The sequence below is a fragment of the Photobacterium satsumensis genome (genome assembly GCF_050336935.1).
Lineage (GTDB): Bacteria > Pseudomonadota > Gammaproteobacteria > Enterobacterales > Vibrionaceae > Photobacterium > Photobacterium satsumensis.
The window spans coordinates 117,412-134,929 of the sequence record NZ_JAKJSK010000013.1; the positions used below are offsets into that span (position 1 = coordinate 117,412).

At 48.5% G+C, this 17,518-nt stretch carries 17 protein-coding genes; 14 read left to right on the forward strand and 3 right to left on the reverse strand.

What is annotated here, in order from left to right; translation table 11 throughout:
- The first annotated feature begins 246 nt into the window (after nt 1-246).
- From L4D79_RS23640 to dinB, 9 genes are all read left to right on the forward strand, one after another.
- On the forward strand, nt 247-1,587 hold the full coding sequence (locus L4D79_RS23640) for a Na(+)-translocating NADH-quinone reductase subunit A (RefSeq protein WP_428655042.1): 1,341 nt from the start codon (nt 247-249) through the stop codon (nt 1,585-1,587).
- 3 nt (nt 1,588-1,590) lie between these two features.
- Entirely contained in the window at nt 1,591-2,835 is a 1,245-nt protein-coding gene (locus L4D79_RS23645; RefSeq protein ID WP_428655044.1) for an NADH:ubiquinone reductase (Na(+)-transporting) subunit B, read from the forward strand.
- The gene (locus L4D79_RS23650; protein ID WP_428655046.1) at nt 2,825-3,619 is read left to right on the forward strand and encodes a Na(+)-translocating NADH-quinone reductase subunit C; all 795 of its coding nucleotides are present in this window, start codon (nt 2,825-2,827) and stop codon (nt 3,617-3,619) included. Before L4D79_RS23645 ends, L4D79_RS23650 begins: the two co-directional genes overlap by 11 nt.
- A complete protein-coding gene (locus L4D79_RS23655; protein ID WP_428655048.1) occupies nt 3,612-4,244 on the forward strand; it encodes an NADH:ubiquinone reductase (Na(+)-transporting) subunit D in 633 nt (210 codons plus the stop codon). Before L4D79_RS23650 ends, L4D79_RS23655 begins: the two co-directional genes overlap by 8 nt.
- A gap of 7 nt (nt 4,245-4,251) precedes the next feature.
- Complete coding sequence (gene nqrE / locus L4D79_RS23660; RefSeq protein WP_039460611.1) at nt 4,252-4,848, forward strand: NADH:ubiquinone reductase (Na(+)-transporting) subunit E; 597 nt, start codon at nt 4,252-4,254, stop codon at nt 4,846-4,848.
- Nucleotides 4,849-4,872: 24 nt separating this feature from the next.
- Nucleotides 4,873-6,096, forward strand: a complete 1,224-nt coding sequence (gene nqrF / locus L4D79_RS23665; protein ID WP_428655050.1) for an NADH:ubiquinone reductase (Na(+)-transporting) subunit F — start codon at nt 4,873-4,875, stop codon at nt 6,094-6,096.
- Nucleotides 6,097-6,236: 140 nt separating this feature from the next.
- On the forward strand, nt 6,237-7,259 hold the full coding sequence (locus L4D79_RS23670; protein ID WP_428655052.1) for an FAD:protein FMN transferase: 1,023 nt from the start codon (nt 6,237-6,239) through the stop codon (nt 7,257-7,259).
- A 10-nt stretch (nt 7,260-7,269) separates the two neighbouring features.
- Nucleotides 7,270-7,491, forward strand: a complete 222-nt coding sequence (nqrM, locus tag L4D79_RS23675) for a (Na+)-NQR maturation NqrM (RefSeq protein ID WP_428655054.1) — start codon at nt 7,270-7,272, stop codon at nt 7,489-7,491.
- Between the two features lie 135 nt (nt 7,492-7,626).
- Nucleotides 7,627-8,712 carry a DNA polymerase IV gene (dinB, locus tag L4D79_RS23680; protein ID WP_428655056.1) on the forward strand — a complete coding sequence of 362 codons (1,086 nt, stop codon included), beginning with the start codon at nt 7,627-7,629 and terminating at the stop codon, nt 8,710-8,712.
- A 236-nt stretch (nt 8,713-8,948) separates the two neighbouring features.
- On the opposite strand, the gene L4D79_RS23685 is transcribed toward dinB, so the two are convergent.
- Together L4D79_RS23685 and L4D79_RS23690 are read right to left on the reverse strand one after the other, a co-directional pair.
- Entirely contained in the window at nt 8,949-10,409 is a 1,461-nt protein-coding gene (locus L4D79_RS23685; protein ID WP_428655058.1) for an aminoacyl-histidine dipeptidase, read from the reverse strand.
- A 132-nt stretch (nt 10,410-10,541) separates the two neighbouring features.
- Nucleotides 10,542-12,185 carry a methyl-accepting chemotaxis protein gene (locus L4D79_RS23690; protein ID WP_428655061.1) on the reverse strand — a complete coding sequence of 548 codons (1,644 nt, stop codon included), beginning with the start codon at nt 12,183-12,185 and terminating at the stop codon, nt 10,542-10,544.
- A gap of 380 nt (nt 12,186-12,565) precedes the next feature.
- Here L4D79_RS23690 and vcdP point away from each other — a divergent pair, with 380 nt between their 5' ends.
- From vcdP to gpt, 3 genes are all read left to right on the forward strand, one after another.
- Entirely contained in the window at nt 12,566-12,655 is a 90-nt protein-coding gene (gene vcdP / locus L4D79_RS29925; protein WP_489685944.1) for a small protein VcdP, read from the forward strand.
- A 593-nt stretch (nt 12,656-13,248) separates the two neighbouring features.
- Nucleotides 13,249-14,538, forward strand: a complete 1,290-nt coding sequence (locus tag L4D79_RS23695) for an NCS2 family permease (RefSeq protein WP_428456020.1) — start codon at nt 13,249-13,251, stop codon at nt 14,536-14,538.
- Nucleotides 14,539-14,591: 53 nt separating this feature from the next.
- Nucleotides 14,592-15,050, forward strand: a complete 459-nt coding sequence (gpt, locus tag L4D79_RS23700) for a xanthine phosphoribosyltransferase (RefSeq protein ID WP_428655065.1) — start codon at nt 14,592-14,594, stop codon at nt 15,048-15,050.
- Between the two features lie 115 nt (nt 15,051-15,165).
- On the opposite strand, the gene L4D79_RS23705 is transcribed toward gpt, so the two are convergent.
- On the reverse strand, nt 15,166-15,468 hold the full coding sequence (locus L4D79_RS23705) for a hypothetical protein (RefSeq protein ID WP_428655067.1): 303 nt from the start codon (nt 15,466-15,468) through the stop codon (nt 15,166-15,168).
- Nucleotides 15,469-15,720: 252 nt separating this feature from the next.
- On the opposite strand from L4D79_RS23705, the gene frsA reads away from it, so the two are divergent.
- On the forward strand, nt 15,721-16,980 hold the full coding sequence (gene frsA / locus L4D79_RS23710) for an esterase FrsA (RefSeq protein WP_428655069.1): 1,260 nt from the start codon (nt 15,721-15,723) through the stop codon (nt 16,978-16,980).
- Nucleotides 16,981-17,099: 119 nt separating this feature from the next.
- Nucleotides 17,100-17,504, forward strand: a complete 405-nt coding sequence (gene crl, locus L4D79_RS23715) for a sigma factor-binding protein Crl (protein WP_428655071.1) — start codon at nt 17,100-17,102, stop codon at nt 17,502-17,504.
- The last annotated feature ends 14 nt before the right edge of the window (nt 17,505-17,518 follow it).

The following is a 17,518-nucleotide window of genomic DNA, read 5'->3' on the forward strand; positions in this document are numbered from 1 at the left end:
ACAATGATATTGCGTTTAAAGAGTTAGCCGATTTTCAGTCCGATTAGCGCTGTTTGCCATGGTAAAATCCAACCAAATAGTGCTAAAATTCCGGCCTCAAAATTACTCGACACCTAAAGTGTGACGGGTGAGTGAATAGGATGTTGCGTTGCTGGTTGCGGATCAACCCGGCTTCGGACGAAGGAAAGTCGTGTCTAAATTGCGCAATAGAAAATTTTTTTTCCCGTTAATGTAGTGCAAGTGCGTATGATTACAATAAAGAAGGGTCTGGATATCCCAATTTCAGGGACTCCTACCCAGGCGATAAATGATGGCAAGGCCATCACACGTGTCGCCTTGCTTGGCGAAGAATATGTTGGTATGCGTCCTACAATGCATACCCGCGTAGGGGATGTAGTGAAAAAAGGTCAGGTTCTTTTTGAAGACAAGAAGAACCCTGGCGTTAAGTTCACTGCTCCAGCCAGCGGCAAGGTTGCAGAAATCAATCGTGGTGCAAAGCGTGTTCTACAATCCGTAGTGATTGACGTAGAAGGCGACGAGCAGATTACATTCAACAGCTATGATGCTGGTCAGATCGCTCAACTTGAGCGTTCGGTACTGGTAGAGCAGCTTGTTGAGTCTGGTATGTGGACAGCGCTTCGTACGCGTCCGTTCAGCAAGGTCCCTGCGATCGATGCTGAAACTCAGGCTATCTTTGTAACGGCTATCGACACCAATCCTCTAGCAGCTAACCCAGAAGTTGTTATCAACGAGCAAAACGATGCATTTACTGCAGGTCTGACAGTATTGTCACGCCTAACAAGCGGTAAAGTATTGGTTTGTAAGTCTGGTGCAAGTCTACCTCGCTGCAGTGAAGCCAATGTGGAAGAGCATGTATTCAACGGTCCGCACCCTGCGGGTCTGGTGGGTACTCACATCCACACGTTGTTCGGTGCAAGCATCGCGAACGTGGCATGGCACATCAACTATCAGGACGTTATCGCATTCGGTAAATTGTTCCTGACTGGTGAGCTATTCACTGATCGTGTGGTATCTCTGGCTGGTCCTGTTGTTAACAACCCTCGTCTAGTTCGTACTCAAATCGGTGCGTCTATCGAGCAGATCACAGACTCTGAAATGATGCCAGGCGAACTGCGTATTCTTTCTGGTTCTGTACTGAACGGTGTGAATGCAGCGGGCCCTCATGGCTACCTTGGTCGCTACCATCTGCAGATTTCTGCCCTTCGCGAAGGTCGTGAAAAAGAATTCTTGGGTTGGATCACACCAGGTAAAAACAAATTCTCTGTTACTCGCTCTTTCTTAAGCCAGTTCTTCCCGGGTCAGTTATTCAACATGACCACGACGACGAACGGTTCTGAGCGTGCGATGGTGCCAATCGGCAACTACGAAAAAGTAATGCCGCTTGATATCGAGCCGACTCTGCTTCTTCGTGACCTGTGTGCAGGTGACGTTGACAGTGCTCAGCAGCTAGGTGCACTAGAGCTGGATGAAGAAGATCTAGCACTATGTACGTTCGTATGCCCAGGTAAGTATGAATTTGGTCCTATGCTACGTCTGTGCCTGGACACAATTGAGAAGGAAGGGTAATTCATGAGTCTCAAGAATTTACTCGAGCAGGTTGAACACCACTTTGAACCAGGTGGTAAGCACGAGAAGTGGTTTGCGCTTTACGAAGCGTTTGCAACTTTGATGTACACACCAGGCCAAGTAACCCGTACAAGCGCACACGTTCGTGATAGCGTTGACCTAAAACGCATCATGATCATGGTGTGGTTTGCGGTTTTCCCAGCAATGTTCTGGGGTATGTACAACACCGGCCACCAGGCTATCACAGCGCTTAACCACATGTACGTGGGTGAGCAGCTAGCAACGCTTGTTGCTGGTGACTGGCACTACTGGCTAACAGAAATGCTAGGCGGCACCATGTCAGCAGACGCTGGCTGGGGTAGCAAAATGCTACTGGGTGCGACCTACTTCCTGCCTATTTACGCGGTTGTATTTGCTGTAGGTGGTTTCTGGGAAGTTCTATTCTGTATGGTGCGTAAGCACGAAGTTAACGAAGGTTTCTTCGTAACCTCGATCCTTTTCGCATTGATCGTACCGCCAACACTACCACTATGGCAGGCAGCACTAGGTATTACCTTCGGTGTTGTTGTTGCGAAGGAAATCTTCGGTGGTACTGGTCGTAACTTCCTTAACCCTGCATTGGCAGGTCGTGCGTTCCTATTCTTCGCATACCCAGCTCAGATCTCTGGTGATCTAGTATGGACTGCGGCAGATGGCTTCTCTGGTGCAACAGCACTAAGCCAGTGGGCACACGGTGGTCAGGCAGCAGTGATGAACACTGTGACAGGCGATGCAGTAAGCTGGATGGACGCGTTCATCGGTCGTATCCCTGGTTCTATCGGTGAAGTGTCAACGCTAGCTATCATCCTTGGTGGCGCAATGATCGTGTTCATGGGCATCGCTTCATGGCGCATCATCGCGGGTACGCTGATTGGTATGATCGCGACAGCGACGCTATTCAACATTATTGGTTCTGACACCAATGCAATGTTCAGCATGCCATGGCACTGGCACCTAGTTCTAGGTGGTTTTGCATTCGGTATGATGTTCATGGCAACCGACCCAGTGTCTGCGTCATTTACCAATAAAGGTAAGTGGTGGTACGGCGCGCTAATCGGTGCAATGGCTGTTATGGTTCGTGTGGTTAACCCTGCGTACCCAGAAGGTATGATGCTAGCAATCCTATTTGCTAACCTATTCGCACCTCTATTTGACAACCTAGTGGTTCAGGGCAACATCAAGCGGAGACTAGCTCGTCATGTCAAGTAATAACGATAGCATTAAAAAGACGCTAATTGTTGTTATCGCACTGAGCCTAGTGTGCTCAATCGTGGTATCAGCAGCGGCGGTTGCTCTGCGTCCACTGCAGCAGAAGAATGCGGTGCTTGATGTTCAGCGCAATATCCTTTCAGTAGCGGGTCTTCTTCAAGATGGCACGAACATTACTGAAGCATATGGCCAGTTCATCGAGCCTAAGCTTGTTAACCTGGAAACCGGTGAGTTCGTTGAGCAGTCTGAAGACGGTGCGTCAGCATCCGAATACAGCCAGCGTAATGCAGCGAAAGATCCAGCTCAGTCTATTCGCCTTAGCGGTGACCAAGATCTAGCGAAGATCATCCGTCGTGCAAACGTTGCAACCGTTTACCTAGTGAAAGATGCGAACGATAACATCGAGAAGCTGATCCTACCTGTACACGGTGGTGGTCTGTGGTCAATGATGTACGCATTTATCGCAGTTGAAACTGACGGCAACACGCTTGCGGGTATCACTTACTACGAGCAGGGCGAAACTCCTGGACTTGGTGGTGAGATCGAGAACGCGAACTGGCGTGCACAGTTCGTTGGTAAAGAATTGTTCGACAGCAACAACAAGCCAGCTATCCGCGTCGTTAAAGGTGGTGCTCCTGAAGGTGACATCCACGGTGTAGATGGTCTGTCTGGTGCTACCCTAACTGCAAATGGTGTTCAGCACACCTTCGACTTCTGGTTGGGTGACATGGGCTTTGGTCCGTTCCTAACTAAAGTTCGTGAAGGAGGCCTAAACAATGGCTGATACTAAAGAAATGAAGAAGATTCTGTTTGCGCCGTTTATCGACAACAACCCGATCGCGCTTCAGATTCTTGGTGTTTGTTCTGCTCTGGCAGTAACCACCAAACTAGAGACTGCATTCGTAATGACCCTTGCGGTAACATTCGTATGTGCGTTCTCTAACTTGTTCGTATCCCTGATCCGTAACCACATTCCAAACAGCGTACGTATCATCGTACAGATGGCGATTATCGCATCACTGGTAATCGTGGTCGACCAGGTACTGAAAGCCTTTGTTTACGATATCTCTAAGCAGCTTTCTGTATTCGTTGGTCTGATCATCACGAACTGTATCGTTATGGGTCGTGCTGAAGCATACGCAATGAAGTCTGCACCACTTCCATCACTTGTTGATGGTATTGGTAACGGTCTTGGTTACGGCTTCGTACTTATCACAGTTGCTTTCTTCCGTGAGCTATTCGGTTCAGGCAAACTATTCGGTGTGGAAATCCTGCCGCTAGTGTCTGACGGTGGTTGGTACCAGCCAAACGGTATGATGATCCTAGCACCATCAGCGTTCTTCCTGATTGGTTTCATGATCTGGGCAATCCGTATCATCCGTCCAGAACAAATCGAAGCGAAGGAGTAAGGGGAACATGGAACATTATCTTAGCCTTCTAGTTCGTTCGATCTTTATCGAGAACTTGGCACTGTCGTTCTTCCTAGGTATGTGTACATTCCTAGCCGTATCGAAAAAAGTGAAAACTTCTTTCGGTCTGGGTGTAGCGGTTATCGTTGTACTAACGATCGCTGTTCCTGTGAACAACCTGATCTACAACCTGTTGCTGAAAGACGGCGCCATTGTTTCTGGTGTTGACCTTAGCTTCCTGAACTTTATTACGTTCATCGGTGTTATCGCGGCACTGGTACAGATCCTGGAAATGGTTCTGGACCGCTTCTTCCCGCCGCTATATAACGCGCTAGGTATTTTCCTACCATTGATCACAGTAAACTGTGCAATCTTCGGTGGTGTATCTTTCATGGTGCAGCGTGATTATAACTTTGCTGAATCTGTAGTATATGGTCTTGGTTCTGGTATCGGTTGGATGCTAGCAATCGTTGCTCTTGCGGGTATCCGTGAGAAGATGAAATACTCAGATGTACCTCCAGGTCTTCGTGGCCTAGGTATCACATTCATCACCGTTGGCCTTATGGCGTTGGGCTTCATGTCCTTCTCCGGCGTTCAGCTGTAATCAGGATAATAAGGAATAAAATCAATGGATATTATTCTTGGCGTAGTCATGTTCACCTTGATTATCCTGGCTCTAGTTTTAGTGATCCTTTTCGCTAAATCTAAGCTGGTACCATCAGGTGACATTACTATCTCAGTAAATGGCGATCCGGAAAAAGCGATTACAACCGCTGCCGGTAGTAAACTGCTTAATGCGCTTTCAGCAAGCGGTATCTTTGTTTCATCTGCTTGTGGTGGCGGTGGCTCTTGTGGCCAGTGTCGCGTTAAAGTTAAATCTGGTGGCGGTGACATCCTGCCAACAGAGCTTGACCACATCACAAAAGGTGAAGCGCGTGAAGGCGAGCGTCTGGCGTGTCAGGTTAACGTGAAATCTGACATGGACATCGAGCTTCCAGAAGAAATCTTCGGTGTTAAGAAGTGGGAATGTGAAGTTCTTTCGAATGATAACGAAGCCACGTTCATTAAAGAACTTGTGCTTAAAATCCCTGAAGGTGAGGAAGTTCCTTTCCGTGCAGGTGGTTACATTCAGATTGAAGCTGAACCGCATCACATTAAATACTCTGACTTCGATATTCCTGAGGAATACCGCGGAGATTGGGACAAGTTCAACTTGTTCCGCTACGAGTCTATCGTGAAAGAGCATTCAATCCGTGCTTACTCTATGGCGTCATACCCAGAAGAGAAAGGCTTGATCAAGCTAAACGTACGTATTGCAACGCCGCCGCCAAACAACCCTGATGTACCACCTGGCATTATGTCATCGTACATCTGGTCACTTAAGTCTGGTGACACGTGTACTATCTCTGGTCCATTCGGTGAGTTCTTCGCGAAAGAAACTGACAACGAAATGGTATTCATCGGTGGTGGTGCAGGTATGGCGCCTATGCGTTCACATATCTTCGACCAGCTTCTACGTCTTAAGTCTAAGCGTAAGATGACTTACTGGTACGGTGCGCGTTCTAAGCGTGAAATGTTCTACATTGAAGATTTCGATACGCTAGCAGCGGACAACGAGAACTTTGACTGGCATGTTGCATTGTCTGATCCACTACCAGAAGATAACTGGGATGGTTACACAGGCTTCATCCACAACGTGATCTACGAGAACTACTTGAAAGATCACGAAGCACCTGAAGATTGTGAGTACTACATGTGTGGTCCACCAATGATGAATGCAGCTGTTATCGGTATGCTGAAAGATCTTGGTGTTGAAGACGAAAACATCCTACTGGATGACTTCGGTGGCTAATTAGCTACACACTGAAAAACTGGCTGATCCTACTTGGGGTCAGCCTTTTTTCGTAATAAGCGCATAATAACGGCATGCAGTTTAAGGTTATTACCTTGCATGCTACAAAAATGACTGTCTTTCATTTGGGGAGTAGTTGGATGAAGACATTGCTACACCGCGCATTGATGATGCTTGCGTTGGTATTTACCTTGTCAGCTTGTAGTGATCAACGTGAGTTGATTCACCTTAACGGTTCGACCATGGGAACCTACTATTCAATTAAGTTGATTAAGCAGGAAGGCTTACCGCCTGCCACGGATATCCAGGCAGAGATTGACCGTCGACTAGAGCTGGTTAACGATCAGATGTCGACTTATCGTAAGCATTCCGAGCTCAGTCAATTTAACCAATTTCGTGCTAACGAGCCGTTCGAGGTATCAGTCGACACGGCTAAGGTCGTGACCGAGGCTATTCGCCTTGCCAAGCTGACTGACGGTGCACTGGATGTAACGGTTGGACCAATTGTAAACCTGTGGAGCTTCGGCCCTGAAGCGCGTCCTGAGAAGACTCCGACCGAGCAAGAGCTGGCGGAGCGCCGCGAGATAGTGGGCATTCACCACTTGAGTGTCGACGGCAATACTCTGACTAAAGATATTCCTGATCTGTACGTTGATCTGTCTTCGATTGCCAAGGGATTTGGGGTTGACGTAGTCGCCGATTACTTCGATGATCTAGGCGTGGCGGATTACCTGGTCGAGATCGGTGGTGAGTTGAGCCTGAAGGGCAATAACTTGGAAGGTGTGCCATGGCGCATCGCAATTGAAAAGCCAACCGAAGACGGTAGCCGAGCTATTCAGGAAGTGATTGAGCCGGGTGATATGGCGGTAGCCACATCAGGTGATTACCGTAATTACTTTGAAGAAGATGGTGTACGTTACTCTCACTTGATCGATCCAAACAGCGGTATGCCGATTGCCAACCATGTGGTATCGGTAACAGTGCTGCACCCATCAAGCATGACGTCTGATGCGCTAGCGACGGCGTTTTCTGTGATGGGTGAGGAAAAGGCACTGGCATTGGCCAACCAAGAGCAGATCCCATTGTTGTTGGTTGTGAAAACAGAGCAGGGCTTCAAGGAATATATCTCTGATGCTTTTGCCCCTTATATGAATCAAAAGTAGAGATTGAACAATGGTTATCTATTTAACTACCTTTGCTGTGTTTTTGCTGGTTATCGCGGCGATGGCTGTCGGTTATATCTTCCAGCGCAAAAGCGTGAGTGGTAGCTGTGGCGGCCTTGACGGGATCGGCATCGCTAAAGAGTGTGATTGCCCTGAGCCTTGTGATGCGCGCCTCAAGCGTGAAGCGCGCGAAGCCCGTGCAGCTGAGTGGAAGAAAAACCAGATCATCTGATAGGGCAAGTCCTAGTCGCTTGTTTGCTCTTATTTGAAGCCCGGCATTGCCGGGCTTTTTGTTATGCTTCACACCGTTTGCTCTAGCCTCTATAATGTTACTGTATAAAAAAACAGTAACCAGGTGTAAGTTCGCATGTCTCCGTCGTCATCCCTCAAGCCAGCCAAGGCGCAGAAAAAGATCATCCACGTCGATATGGATTGCTTTTATGCGGCGGTAGAGATGCGTGACAATCCTGAATTGCGCGATATTCCCATTGCGATCGGTGGGCGCTCCGAGCAGCGAGGGGTGATCAGTACTTGTAATTACCTAGCGCGCAAGTACGGTGTTCGCTCAGCGATGCCGACTGGGAAAGCGATGCAGCTCTGCCCGCACCTGACATTGGTATCTGGCCGGATGGCTGTCTATAAAGAAGTGTCGAGCCAGATCCGCGAAATCTTCCAGCGCTATACCGATAAAATAGAACCACTATCCCTCGATGAAGCCTACCTTGATGTGACCGACTGCGAGCTGTGCCATGGCTCTGCGACCTTGATTGCAGAAGATATCCGCCGCACCATTCGCGAGGAGCTGAATCTCACGGCATCAGCCGGGATCGCGCCGGTTAAGTTCATTGCCAAAATTGCTTCGGATCTCAATAAGCCTGATGGCCAGTATGTCGTGACCCCTGATCAGATCCCTGACTTTGTCGCCGACTTGAAGCTTGAGAAGATCCCCGGTGTGGGCAAGGTCACTATCCAGAAGCTTCATGACAAAGGCCTGTATGTCGGCAAAGATGTCCAGTTGTACGATAGGCATATGTTGTTGCAGCAGTTTGGTAAGTTCGGCCAGTCGTTGTGGTCCCGTGCCCACGGTATTGATGAGCGGGAAGTGGTGGTGGAGCGCGAGCGTAAATCGGTCGGCGTAGAACGAACCTTCACGCAAAATATCAGCAGCTATGAGCAATGCTGGGAAGTGATAGAGCGCTTGTTCCCTGAATTGGAAAAGCGGCTCAAGCGGGTCCGCCCTGAGCTCAATATTGCCAAGCAGGGTGTAAAGGTGAAGTTTGCTGATTTTCAGCAGACCACCGTTGAGCATACCCAGCCCAAGTTAGACAAGGCCCAGTTTGTCGGACTGTTGAAAGAGGCCTTGACCCGCCAGCAGGACCGGGAGATCCGCTTGATTGGGATCAGTGTTGGGTTGGAGCTCGGTACCCGGGCACAGCAGCTGTCGTTGTTTTAAGAACAGGGTGTAGGTGCGGATCCTGGTTCCTAGTGCCTGGGAAGAGCAAAAAGAGAAGCTAGGAAGAGCTGATCCTAGTTCCTGGGAAAAGATAGAAGAGCGAAGAGCAGAAGTAAGTTCCAAGAATCAGAACCGCTCTTTCTAGGAACCCGCACCTAGGATCTAGGAACTTAGTCTTACAAAAAAGCGAACTCACAGGAGTTCGCTTTTCTTATCGGTTACTCAGAGAGCAACGGTTACGCTTTGACCGGAATGTTCTTCAGGATAGCAACCATTTGTTCCCAGAATAGGGCAACGGTGTCGATCTGAACTTTCTCATCCGGCGAGTGCGGGAACTTGATGGTCGGGCCGAAAGAAATCATATCCATGTTCGGGTATGGCTTCTTGAACAGACCACACTCAAGACCGGCGTGGATCACCATGATATTCGGTACACGGCCGTAGATGCTCTCGTACGTTTCGCGGAACAGGTGCATGACTTCAGAATCAGCATCTGGTTTCCAACCTGGGTAAGTACCAGAGAACTCACAGCTTGCTCCTGCAAGAGTAGCGACGGCCTTCAACATACCTTCGACATTGCTACGGCCAGAGTCGATCAGAGAACGGATCAGGCACAGTACCGTGATTTTGTCTGCTTCAGTGGTGATAACACCGACGTTCAGTGACGTTTCAACCACACCTTGGATATCATCGCTCATGCGGATCACACCGTTAGGGCAGGCGTTCAGCATGTTGATGAAGCGCTGCTGGTCTGCGGTTGCAAGCACATCAGCTGGAAGTTCAGTCGCTTCGGTAAATAGGTTGATGTCAGTTTCGACACGGCCAAGCTCTGCCACTAGCAGCTCTTGGTAGTAAGCGAACAGCTCGTTAAGCTTATCAACATTTGCTGCTGGTAGGGTAACAACAGCGCTCGCTTCACGTGGGATCGCGTTACGCAGGCTGCCACCAGTCAGAGATGTTAGGCGCAAGCCTAGCTCTTCGGCGTGACCAAACAGGAAGCGGCCAAGGATCTTGTTGGCATTGCCACGGCCGGTGTGGATATCACAGCCAGAGTGACCGCCTTTCAGACCCTTAACAACCAGTTTTACAGCTTGGTAGCCAGCTGGTGTCGCATCGCGCTGGATATCAACAACAAGCGAGCCGTCAACACCGCCGGCACAGCCCATATAGACTTCGCCTTCTTGCTCTGAATCGGTGTTTAGTAGGATGTCGCCTTCCAGCCAGCCTTCCTCAAGACCGAAGGCACCCGTCATACCGGCTTCTTCATCAATGGTCAGCAGAACTTCTAGCGGGCCGTGTTCGATATCTTTTGACGCCAGTACCGCAAGACAAGCCGCCATGCCCATGCCGTTATCGGCACCAAGGGTTGTGCCTTTGGCCGTAACCCACTCACCATCAATATATGGTTGGATAGGATCTGTTGTGAAGTCGTGGTCAGTATCTTCGTTTTTCTGCGGCACCATATCGATGTGCGCCTGAAGAACAACACCCTTGCGGTCTTCCATGCCCGGTGTCGCCGGCTTTTTGATGAAGACATTACCCACGGCATCGCGGCGCACTTCAAGACCTTCAGCTTCAGCAAATTGAATGATGTGCTGGGCGAGGGCTTCTTCATGCTTAGAAGGGTGTGGGATTGAGCAGATTTGGTCGAAGAATTGCCACACAGGCTGTGGTGACAGTTGACTGATTTCAGACACAGCAGTCTCCTTTATAAACTTTTAGTTATTGGCGAAAAATTGGTGAAAAATTAACTATATTGCAAAGTTATTCAGAACAATTAACTATCGCGGTTAACCTCAAGGATACCACTGTGCCTGAAACGGTAACAGCTAAATCTTAAAGTGGCCGATATGGCTTTCCAAGCTTTGTCCGTTTGCCAGCAATTGGGTACTGGCGGCGGCAATGTGGTCACCATGTTCAACCGTTTGGTGACTGTGTTCGGTTAGCTGGTGAAGGCTCTGGTTGATCTCTTCCGCCGCTTGTGATTGTTGGTCGCTGGCTTCGGCAATATGCTGATTGAGCGCTAATATTGTGGTGATCTGATCGCCGATGGCTGTCAGGGTTTGGGCGACCTCATCAGCATGTTCGGCCGTGCTGGATGATTGCTCCCGGGTTTTGACCAAGGCACCGCTGACACTGTTGGCTTTGCTTTGCAGGCTGGCAATGATGGTTTCAATTTCATTGGTGCTAGACTGGGTTCTGGTGGCTAGGGTGCGAACCTCATCGGCGACAACGGCAAAACCACGGCCTTGCTCTCCGGCCCGTGCAGCTTCTATAGCAGCGTTGAGGGCTAGCAGGTTAGTTTGCTCGGCAATGCCACGGATCACATCTAATACCGAACCGATAGTTTGTGAGTCTCGTTCCAGTGCGTGTGCACTGTGGTTGGCCTCGTCAAGCAAGGTCAGTAGTGCGTGCATCTCTTTGGAGGAGTTAGACACAACGGCAATGCTGTTGTTGCTGTATTGCTGGGCCTGATCGGCAGTGTCGGCCGCTTGTTGCGCTGACTGGGCGACATCTTGATTATTGGCATGGAGCTGGTTCATCGCGGCGGCAACGCTGTCGATACCTCGGTAAGCCTGATTGGCGCTGCTTGTGGTTTGGTTTGCGACACTGTTGAGCTGACTGGCAGCGGCACTGATTTGATCGCTGACCGGGGCTATGTCGCGTAACATTTCGGACAAATGGTTTGAGAAAGTGTTAAACGAACGTGCCAGTTGGCTGAGCTCATCATCGCCCTGGCAGGGTAAACGCTGGGTTAAATCGCCGTCACCTTCGGCGATATCATGCATGGCCTGGGCTGTTTCATAGCATGGGATGGTGATTGAGCGGGTGATGCGCCAAGCAAGCAGCGCACTCACTGCCAATGCGCTGAGCAGGAAGAGGCTGAATTGGCGGATTTCGTTATAGAACAGTGCACTGACATCATCGACATAGATCCCCGAGCCGACAATCCACCCCCACGGTGCAAAGCCTTTAACGAACGATATTTTCTCCACCGGGGTACTGAAGCCGGGTTTTTCCCAATAGTAATCGACAAAGCCTTCGCCCTGCTGGCGAACAGTGTTGGCCATTTCGACAAACAAGGCGGTGCCATTGGGATCTTTAAAACTGTCCAGACGCTGGCCGTTGAGCGAGGGTTTGAAGGGGTGCATCACCATCGATGGGGTCATATCGTTGATCCAGAAATAATCCTTCTGTTCGTAACGTAAAGTGGCCAGTGCTTCAACCGCCTGTTGCTTGGCTTGCACTTGAGTGAGAACACCTTGTTGCTCCAGGGAATAGTAATGACCAAGCAAGCTATGGGCACTTTCCACAAGGTGTCGGGTCTTGAGCCTTTTCTGTTCTATGATATTGGTTTGATAGTTGGCAATAAACACTATCAGTGGCAATAGGGTCAAAGTTGTCACGATAAAGCTCAGTAGATAAAGCCGTTTGCCAATAGATATTTTTCGTAGATATGAAAATGCCACCATCTTTTCCCTCGCCCGCTGCCACCGATATGTGTTTACTTGAATAAGGTATGTTGTATCCATGTTGCTGTTCAAGGGGGCGGGGGTTACACTTTGGTCTCAAAGTGGTGAAAATGTGAACTTGTGCAATGTAATTTAATTACAGAATTTGTTGTCCTATCACTCAATACTGGCAAAAGTGTGATGAACTTAAAGAAAATGCTTGAAAGTTTATTACGTCAAGGTTATAGTTGTCCCATCTTCTGAACGAAGACGAACGACACAAAATTTTGCTCTAGGATGAGCCCGAGATATCGCCTCCAAGGAACCGAGTTGAAGTCAGGCCAAGGTGCCAAGCACACACAAATGTGTGCACTCATTACTTAATAGTTAAGGTGATAAAAATGAAAGTATTTGAATCTGTAAATAAATTTTGGAACAACCGCGCTGTATACACAGGCAACTTTAAATACCCAAGCTCGTTCGGTTATTAATTCTGCGGTTTGTCCGGTTTACACGGCCGGGCAGATCTAAGTGGTCAAATTTTTTGTTCACCCCCTTTGTTTAAGAATCTCTTAAAACCGCACTTCGGTTTGTAGTTACATTCTTGACGCCACTTCTAGTTGAAGTGGCGTTTTTTTTTATCTCTTTGATTCACCTATCACTCTTTCTTTATCCTACTAATACGTGTTTTATATCACCTTATCCCATACCTTTTAGGTGTATTCGATTACATTCGGTGTTAGCTGTTAAATAGAGAACTCTTCCGCTTCATATTAACGATTGCGCATAGGTGTAAAATAGTAATTGAACGAAATGTAATCACGCTGTTAATTTATTAAGCTATTGATTTTGTTCTATTTTATTTGATATTTGTTTGAGGTGGTTGGTTTTTTATTCGGTTGCTCGCATCTATTGATGATAATTGCGTTATTTACTGGAAATTGATAATAATCGAGCATATAATCGCCGTCCAAAATAGGGACGCAATCGTTTTCTATTTCTTGAATGTTCGTGATGTGTGGAATCCGGGATACGGGTTCGGTACGTCCCCAAATTGCTTAATATCTCCAAGGAATCGAGAGCAATGCTTGAGAAACTTTTTAAACTCAAAGAGCACGGTACGGATGTTCGTACAGAGCTGTTGGCTGGTTTAACGACCTTTCTAACCATGGCATACATCATCTTTGTTAATCCGACAATGTTGTCGGCAACAGGGATGGATGCGGGTGCAGTATTTGTTGCAACCTGTTTAGCGGCAGTTGTTGGCTGCTTCATCATGGGTTTTGTGGCTAACTACCCAGTTGCACAAGCTCCAGGTATGGGCTTGAATGCATTCTTTACCTATGGCGTTGTACTCGGTATGGGCCATACCTGGCAGGTAGCACTGGCCGCGGTATTCCTTTCGGGCTTATGCTTTATTCTATTAAGCATTCTCCGTGTGCGAGAGTGGATCATCAATGCGATACCGCTGTCACTTCGCACCGGTATTTCTGCAGGTATTGGCTTATTTCTTGCGTTCATTGGCTTACAGAGTTCGGGTATTGTTGTCGCAAACCCTGCAACACTGGTTCAAGTGGGCGATTTCACCAGCTTCCCGGCGGCAATGGCTGCGTTGGGCTTTTTCCTAACCATTGCGCTGGTGCACCGTGGTTATAAAGCAGCAGTATTGATAGCGATTTTAGCAGTAACCGTGCTTGGTATCCTGTTTGGTGATATCCAATATGGCGGTATCGTGTCTATGCCACCAAGTATTGCACCAACATTTATGCAAATGGACTTTTCAGGTGCGCTTGAAGTGGGGTTAATCTCAGTCGTTTTTGCATTCTTGTTCGTCGATTTGTTCGACACAGCAGGCACATTGGTCGGTGTTGCGAATAAAGCCAACCTAATGGACAAAGACGGTAAGCTTCCTCGCCTTAACCGTGCATTACTTGCAGACAGTACTGCGACATCTGTGGGTGCGGTACTGGGTACATCGAACACGACATCATTTGTTGAAAGTGTTTCAGGTGTGGCCGTCGGTGGCCGTACCGGTCTAACCGCTGTGACGGTTGGCGTTTTGTTCCTGTTGGCATTGTTCTTTGCGCCGCTAGCAGGTATGGTGCCTGCCTATGCGACAGCAGGTGCATTGTTCTACGTAGCCATCTTGATGATGTCAGGATTGGTTAGCATAGATTGGCGCGACCTAACAGAAGCAGCACCAGTAGTTGTAGTTTGCCTGCTGATGCCGTTAACATATTCTATTGCTGAAGGCATCGGCCTTGGCTTTATTACCTATGCTGCTGTCAAAGTAATGAGCGGCAAGGGAAGAGATGTTAATATTAGCGTTTGGGTTATTTCAGCCCTATTTATTGCTAAAATTATTTTCCTATAACAGTTTATAAATCCATCCAGCGGCGATATCGCTGACTCAGAGGTTCATCGGATATGAGTAATAAGTTCATCATCACTTGGGACAACATGCAAATGTATACCCGCCAGCTAGCAGAGAAACTACTTCCTGCAGATCAGTGGAAAGGTATCATTGCCGTTAGTCGCGGTGGCTTGGTTCCATCTGCAATCTTGGCGCGTGAACTTGGTATTCGTTATGTTGATACAGTGTGTATCTCTAGCTACGACCACGATCACCAACGTGAGATGACTGTTCTGAAGCAAGCTGAAGGTGATGGTGAAGGATTCATCGTTATCGATGACCTGGTGGATACTGGCGGTACGGCGGAAATGATCCGTAAGATGTACCCTAAAGCAAAATTTGTGACTGTATGTGCGAAGCCTGCAGGTCAGCACCTGGTTGATGACTACGTGGTAGACATTCCTCAGGAAACTTGGATCGAGCAGCCATGGGACATGGCCGTGACTTTCGTTGATCCAATTGCGAAAAAATAATAGCGCTTGAGCGAGTAAACTTGAGTGAATAAAAAAGGAGCCTTGGGCTCCTTTTTTTATGCCTGAAAACTATCTTCATGACAGCAACTATCTTTTTACTTGAAAGTTATCACGGCTAACTATTACGACTTTTTGCTTTTATGTCCGATAGGGATTCGCCTTTGGGCTTGTTGCGGTAGTAGTTGTTGTAATTGATGAGATCAATCATAGTATTGCCAGTGAGGGTACATTGGCGTTGATATTTAGTTTGGAAGCTATCGGGGATCCGTTCGCCAGATACATCTAGGCATACTGGCGTTTTGGCATTGACGCCACCCGAAGCCTCGCCGGGGTTGCCCCCCAAAGAACCGCCGCTGCCAAAAGCGAGTACTGAAGAAGAGAAAAAAAGCGAAGTACATAGATAAAGGGCATATCGCATACTTACCACCGTATGAAATACTGATAGGTAAGTAAAAGCATAGCTGACTCCTGAAAATTCCCCAGTACCGCTTCTGCATCTGATAGGAATTGTCTGCCGACTCATACAGTAAGTATCTGTTGGGTGGTATACTTTAAAAAGATAAACACTATAAGCACATGCGATAACTGAACTGATATTGGGCGCTGGCGACTATGCTGAGGCTGCCATGTTCGTTTTATGCGGCGTGTGCGAATCAATATGGAGCTGAACGTGTCTGAATCGTCCAATACCAATCTTTCCGAAAAGCTCTTTGCCCCGAGGCAAACCTCCAAAGAAACCTCGAGCTTGGTGAAGTTGGCCAATATCGTCGATACCCCCATCCACAGTGCTCTTGATGGTGACAGTGAAGTCGGGTGGTACCGAGTGATGCGCCGTCCTCAGTGGATCTGGCAGGGGGTCGACCCGATAGAACTGGAAGCGATCCTTGCGCGGATGGCTAAATCTGAAGCGCCACGTACCCGTGATGACTTGCTCGACACTGTCATCGGCTACAAGCCGGGCAACTGGGTGTATGAATGGTGCCAATCGGGGGGGATGTACCACAAGGCTGCGCGAGCGTTACTTGATCAGGGCGAAAAGGAAAAAGCGGCAGAGCTGTTAATCACTGCCAGTATGTATTACAGCATCGGTGCCTACCCACACCTGAAAGGGGATGCTCTGTCTGCTCAAGCCGAGTTGCAAGCCAATCAGGCTTACCGCGATGCAATGGAAAACATGCCGCATCAAATGCGCACCATCGATGTTAAATACGAGAACAAGACCTTCCAGGCCTTCATTCATTTGCCTCGTACCGACAAGCTACTACCAACTGTGATTGTCAGTGGCGGTTTAGATACCCTGCAGTCAGACCTATTGCGCCTGTATCAAAAATACCTCGGGCCTGCGGGCTTTGCGATGATCACCCTGGATATGCCTTCGGTCGGTCACAGTAGCCATTGGTCATTGACCGAAGATACCAGCCGACTTCACCAAGCGCTGCTGCAGCAAGTTATGGATGTGCCATGGGTCGATCATACTCGTGTAGCTATGCTGGGACTGCGTTTTGGTGGCAATGCTGCTATCCGTTTGGGGTTCCTTGAGCCTGCTCGCTTGAAAACCTGTGTCAGCGTCGGCGGGATCATCCACAGTGGATTGGCCGACTCTAAGCGGTTGGATGCCATGCCAAGGATGTATCTAGACATGATTGCCTCTCGGTTGGGGAAAAATGGTGTTTCAAAGAGCAGTTTGGTTTCCCACCTTCCTGCATGGTCACTCAAACATCAGGGCTTATTGGGCCGCCGCAAAATTGATGTGCCGATGTTGGGTATTGGGCTCAAGGGCGATCCTGTGTGTTCGGAGTTCGATAACCAGCTGATTGCGATGTCGAGCCGCGGCGGCAAGGCGGTTACTTTACCGGAGAAGCCGCTGCATGATGGCTACCACCGCGCCATGACCACGGTGGTTGACTGGCTGAAGGAAAAGCTCGACTAGCGAGTCTCATTATCAAGAACTTTTCATCAAGATGTCTGTTTTGTAAATAAATTGTTGCCAAGCGGGCGGTTTATAGCTTAAATGGAATAGGTAAATTATTGCTAGGGATGGAGATGACTATGACGACCGAAAAGACTTTCCCGCCCCATGGGCGTTTGATGACGAAACTGACGGCCTTGGGACCTTATTTACGTCAGCCTCTGTCTTCTGAAGGGCACTTTTTCTTTGATTGCCTTTCAAGCTGTGTGAGTGCCAAAAAGGCGCCTGATGAGCGTGAGTTCTGGGGGTGGTGGTTCATTATTGAGGCCAATGATGAAGGGTTTGACTATCATTATGGTTTCGGTCGTTACGACGGTGCTGGCGAATGGGTGAAGGATCCGGTCCCAGCTAAGCATGAGAAAGCGGTACAGCAAACGTTAGAGGATTTTTATCCAAAATTGGAAGGTTTGTTGCAAAAAGAGTTCGAACTGACTTTATCGCCCTCAAAAGTATTGAAAGAGCCTGAGCTGGGTAGCGTCGCCTGAATATCTACCCTTAT

What these genes read in the sequence shown, in the direction of transcription:
- gpt (WP_428655065.1), top strand. Translation starts at nt 14,592, where the DNA reads ATGAGTAATAAGTTCATCATCACTTGGGACAACATGCAAATGTATACC.
- L4D79_RS23670 (WP_428655052.1), top strand. Translation starts at nt 6,237, where the DNA reads ATGAAGACATTGCTACACCGCGCATTGATGATGCTTGCGTTGGTATTT.
- L4D79_RS23655 (WP_428655048.1), top strand. Translation starts at nt 3,612, where the DNA reads ATGGCTGATACTAAAGAAATGAAGAAGATTCTGTTTGCGCCGTTTATC.
- nqrE (WP_039460611.1), top strand. Translation starts at nt 4,252, where the DNA reads ATGGAACATTATCTTAGCCTTCTAGTTCGTTCGATCTTTATCGAGAAC.
- L4D79_RS23705 (WP_428655067.1), bottom strand. Translation starts at nt 15,468, where the DNA reads ATGCGATATGCCCTTTATCTATGTACTTCGCTTTTTTTCTCTTCTTCA.
- nqrF (WP_428655050.1), top strand. Translation starts at nt 4,873, where the DNA reads ATGGATATTATTCTTGGCGTAGTCATGTTCACCTTGATTATCCTGGCT.
- L4D79_RS23645 (WP_428655044.1), top strand. Translation starts at nt 1,591, where the DNA reads ATGAGTCTCAAGAATTTACTCGAGCAGGTTGAACACCACTTTGAACCA.
- vcdP (WP_489685944.1), top strand. Translation starts at nt 12,566, where the DNA reads ATGAAAGTATTTGAATCTGTAAATAAATTTTGGAACAACCGCGCTGTA.
- L4D79_RS23650 (WP_428655046.1), top strand. Translation starts at nt 2,825, where the DNA reads ATGTCAAGTAATAACGATAGCATTAAAAAGACGCTAATTGTTGTTATC.
- L4D79_RS23690 (WP_428655061.1), bottom strand. Translation starts at nt 12,185, where the DNA reads ATGGTGGCATTTTCATATCTACGAAAAATATCTATTGGCAAACGGCTT.
- dinB (WP_428655056.1), top strand. Translation starts at nt 7,627, where the DNA reads ATGTCTCCGTCGTCATCCCTCAAGCCAGCCAAGGCGCAGAAAAAGATC.
- crl (WP_428655071.1), top strand. Translation starts at nt 17,100, where the DNA reads ATGACGACCGAAAAGACTTTCCCGCCCCATGGGCGTTTGATGACGAAA.
- L4D79_RS23695 (WP_428456020.1), top strand. Translation starts at nt 13,249, where the DNA reads ATGCTTGAGAAACTTTTTAAACTCAAAGAGCACGGTACGGATGTTCGT.
- nqrM (WP_428655054.1), top strand. Translation starts at nt 7,270, where the DNA reads ATGGTTATCTATTTAACTACCTTTGCTGTGTTTTTGCTGGTTATCGCG.
- L4D79_RS23640 (WP_428655042.1), top strand. Translation starts at nt 247, where the DNA reads ATGATTACAATAAAGAAGGGTCTGGATATCCCAATTTCAGGGACTCCT.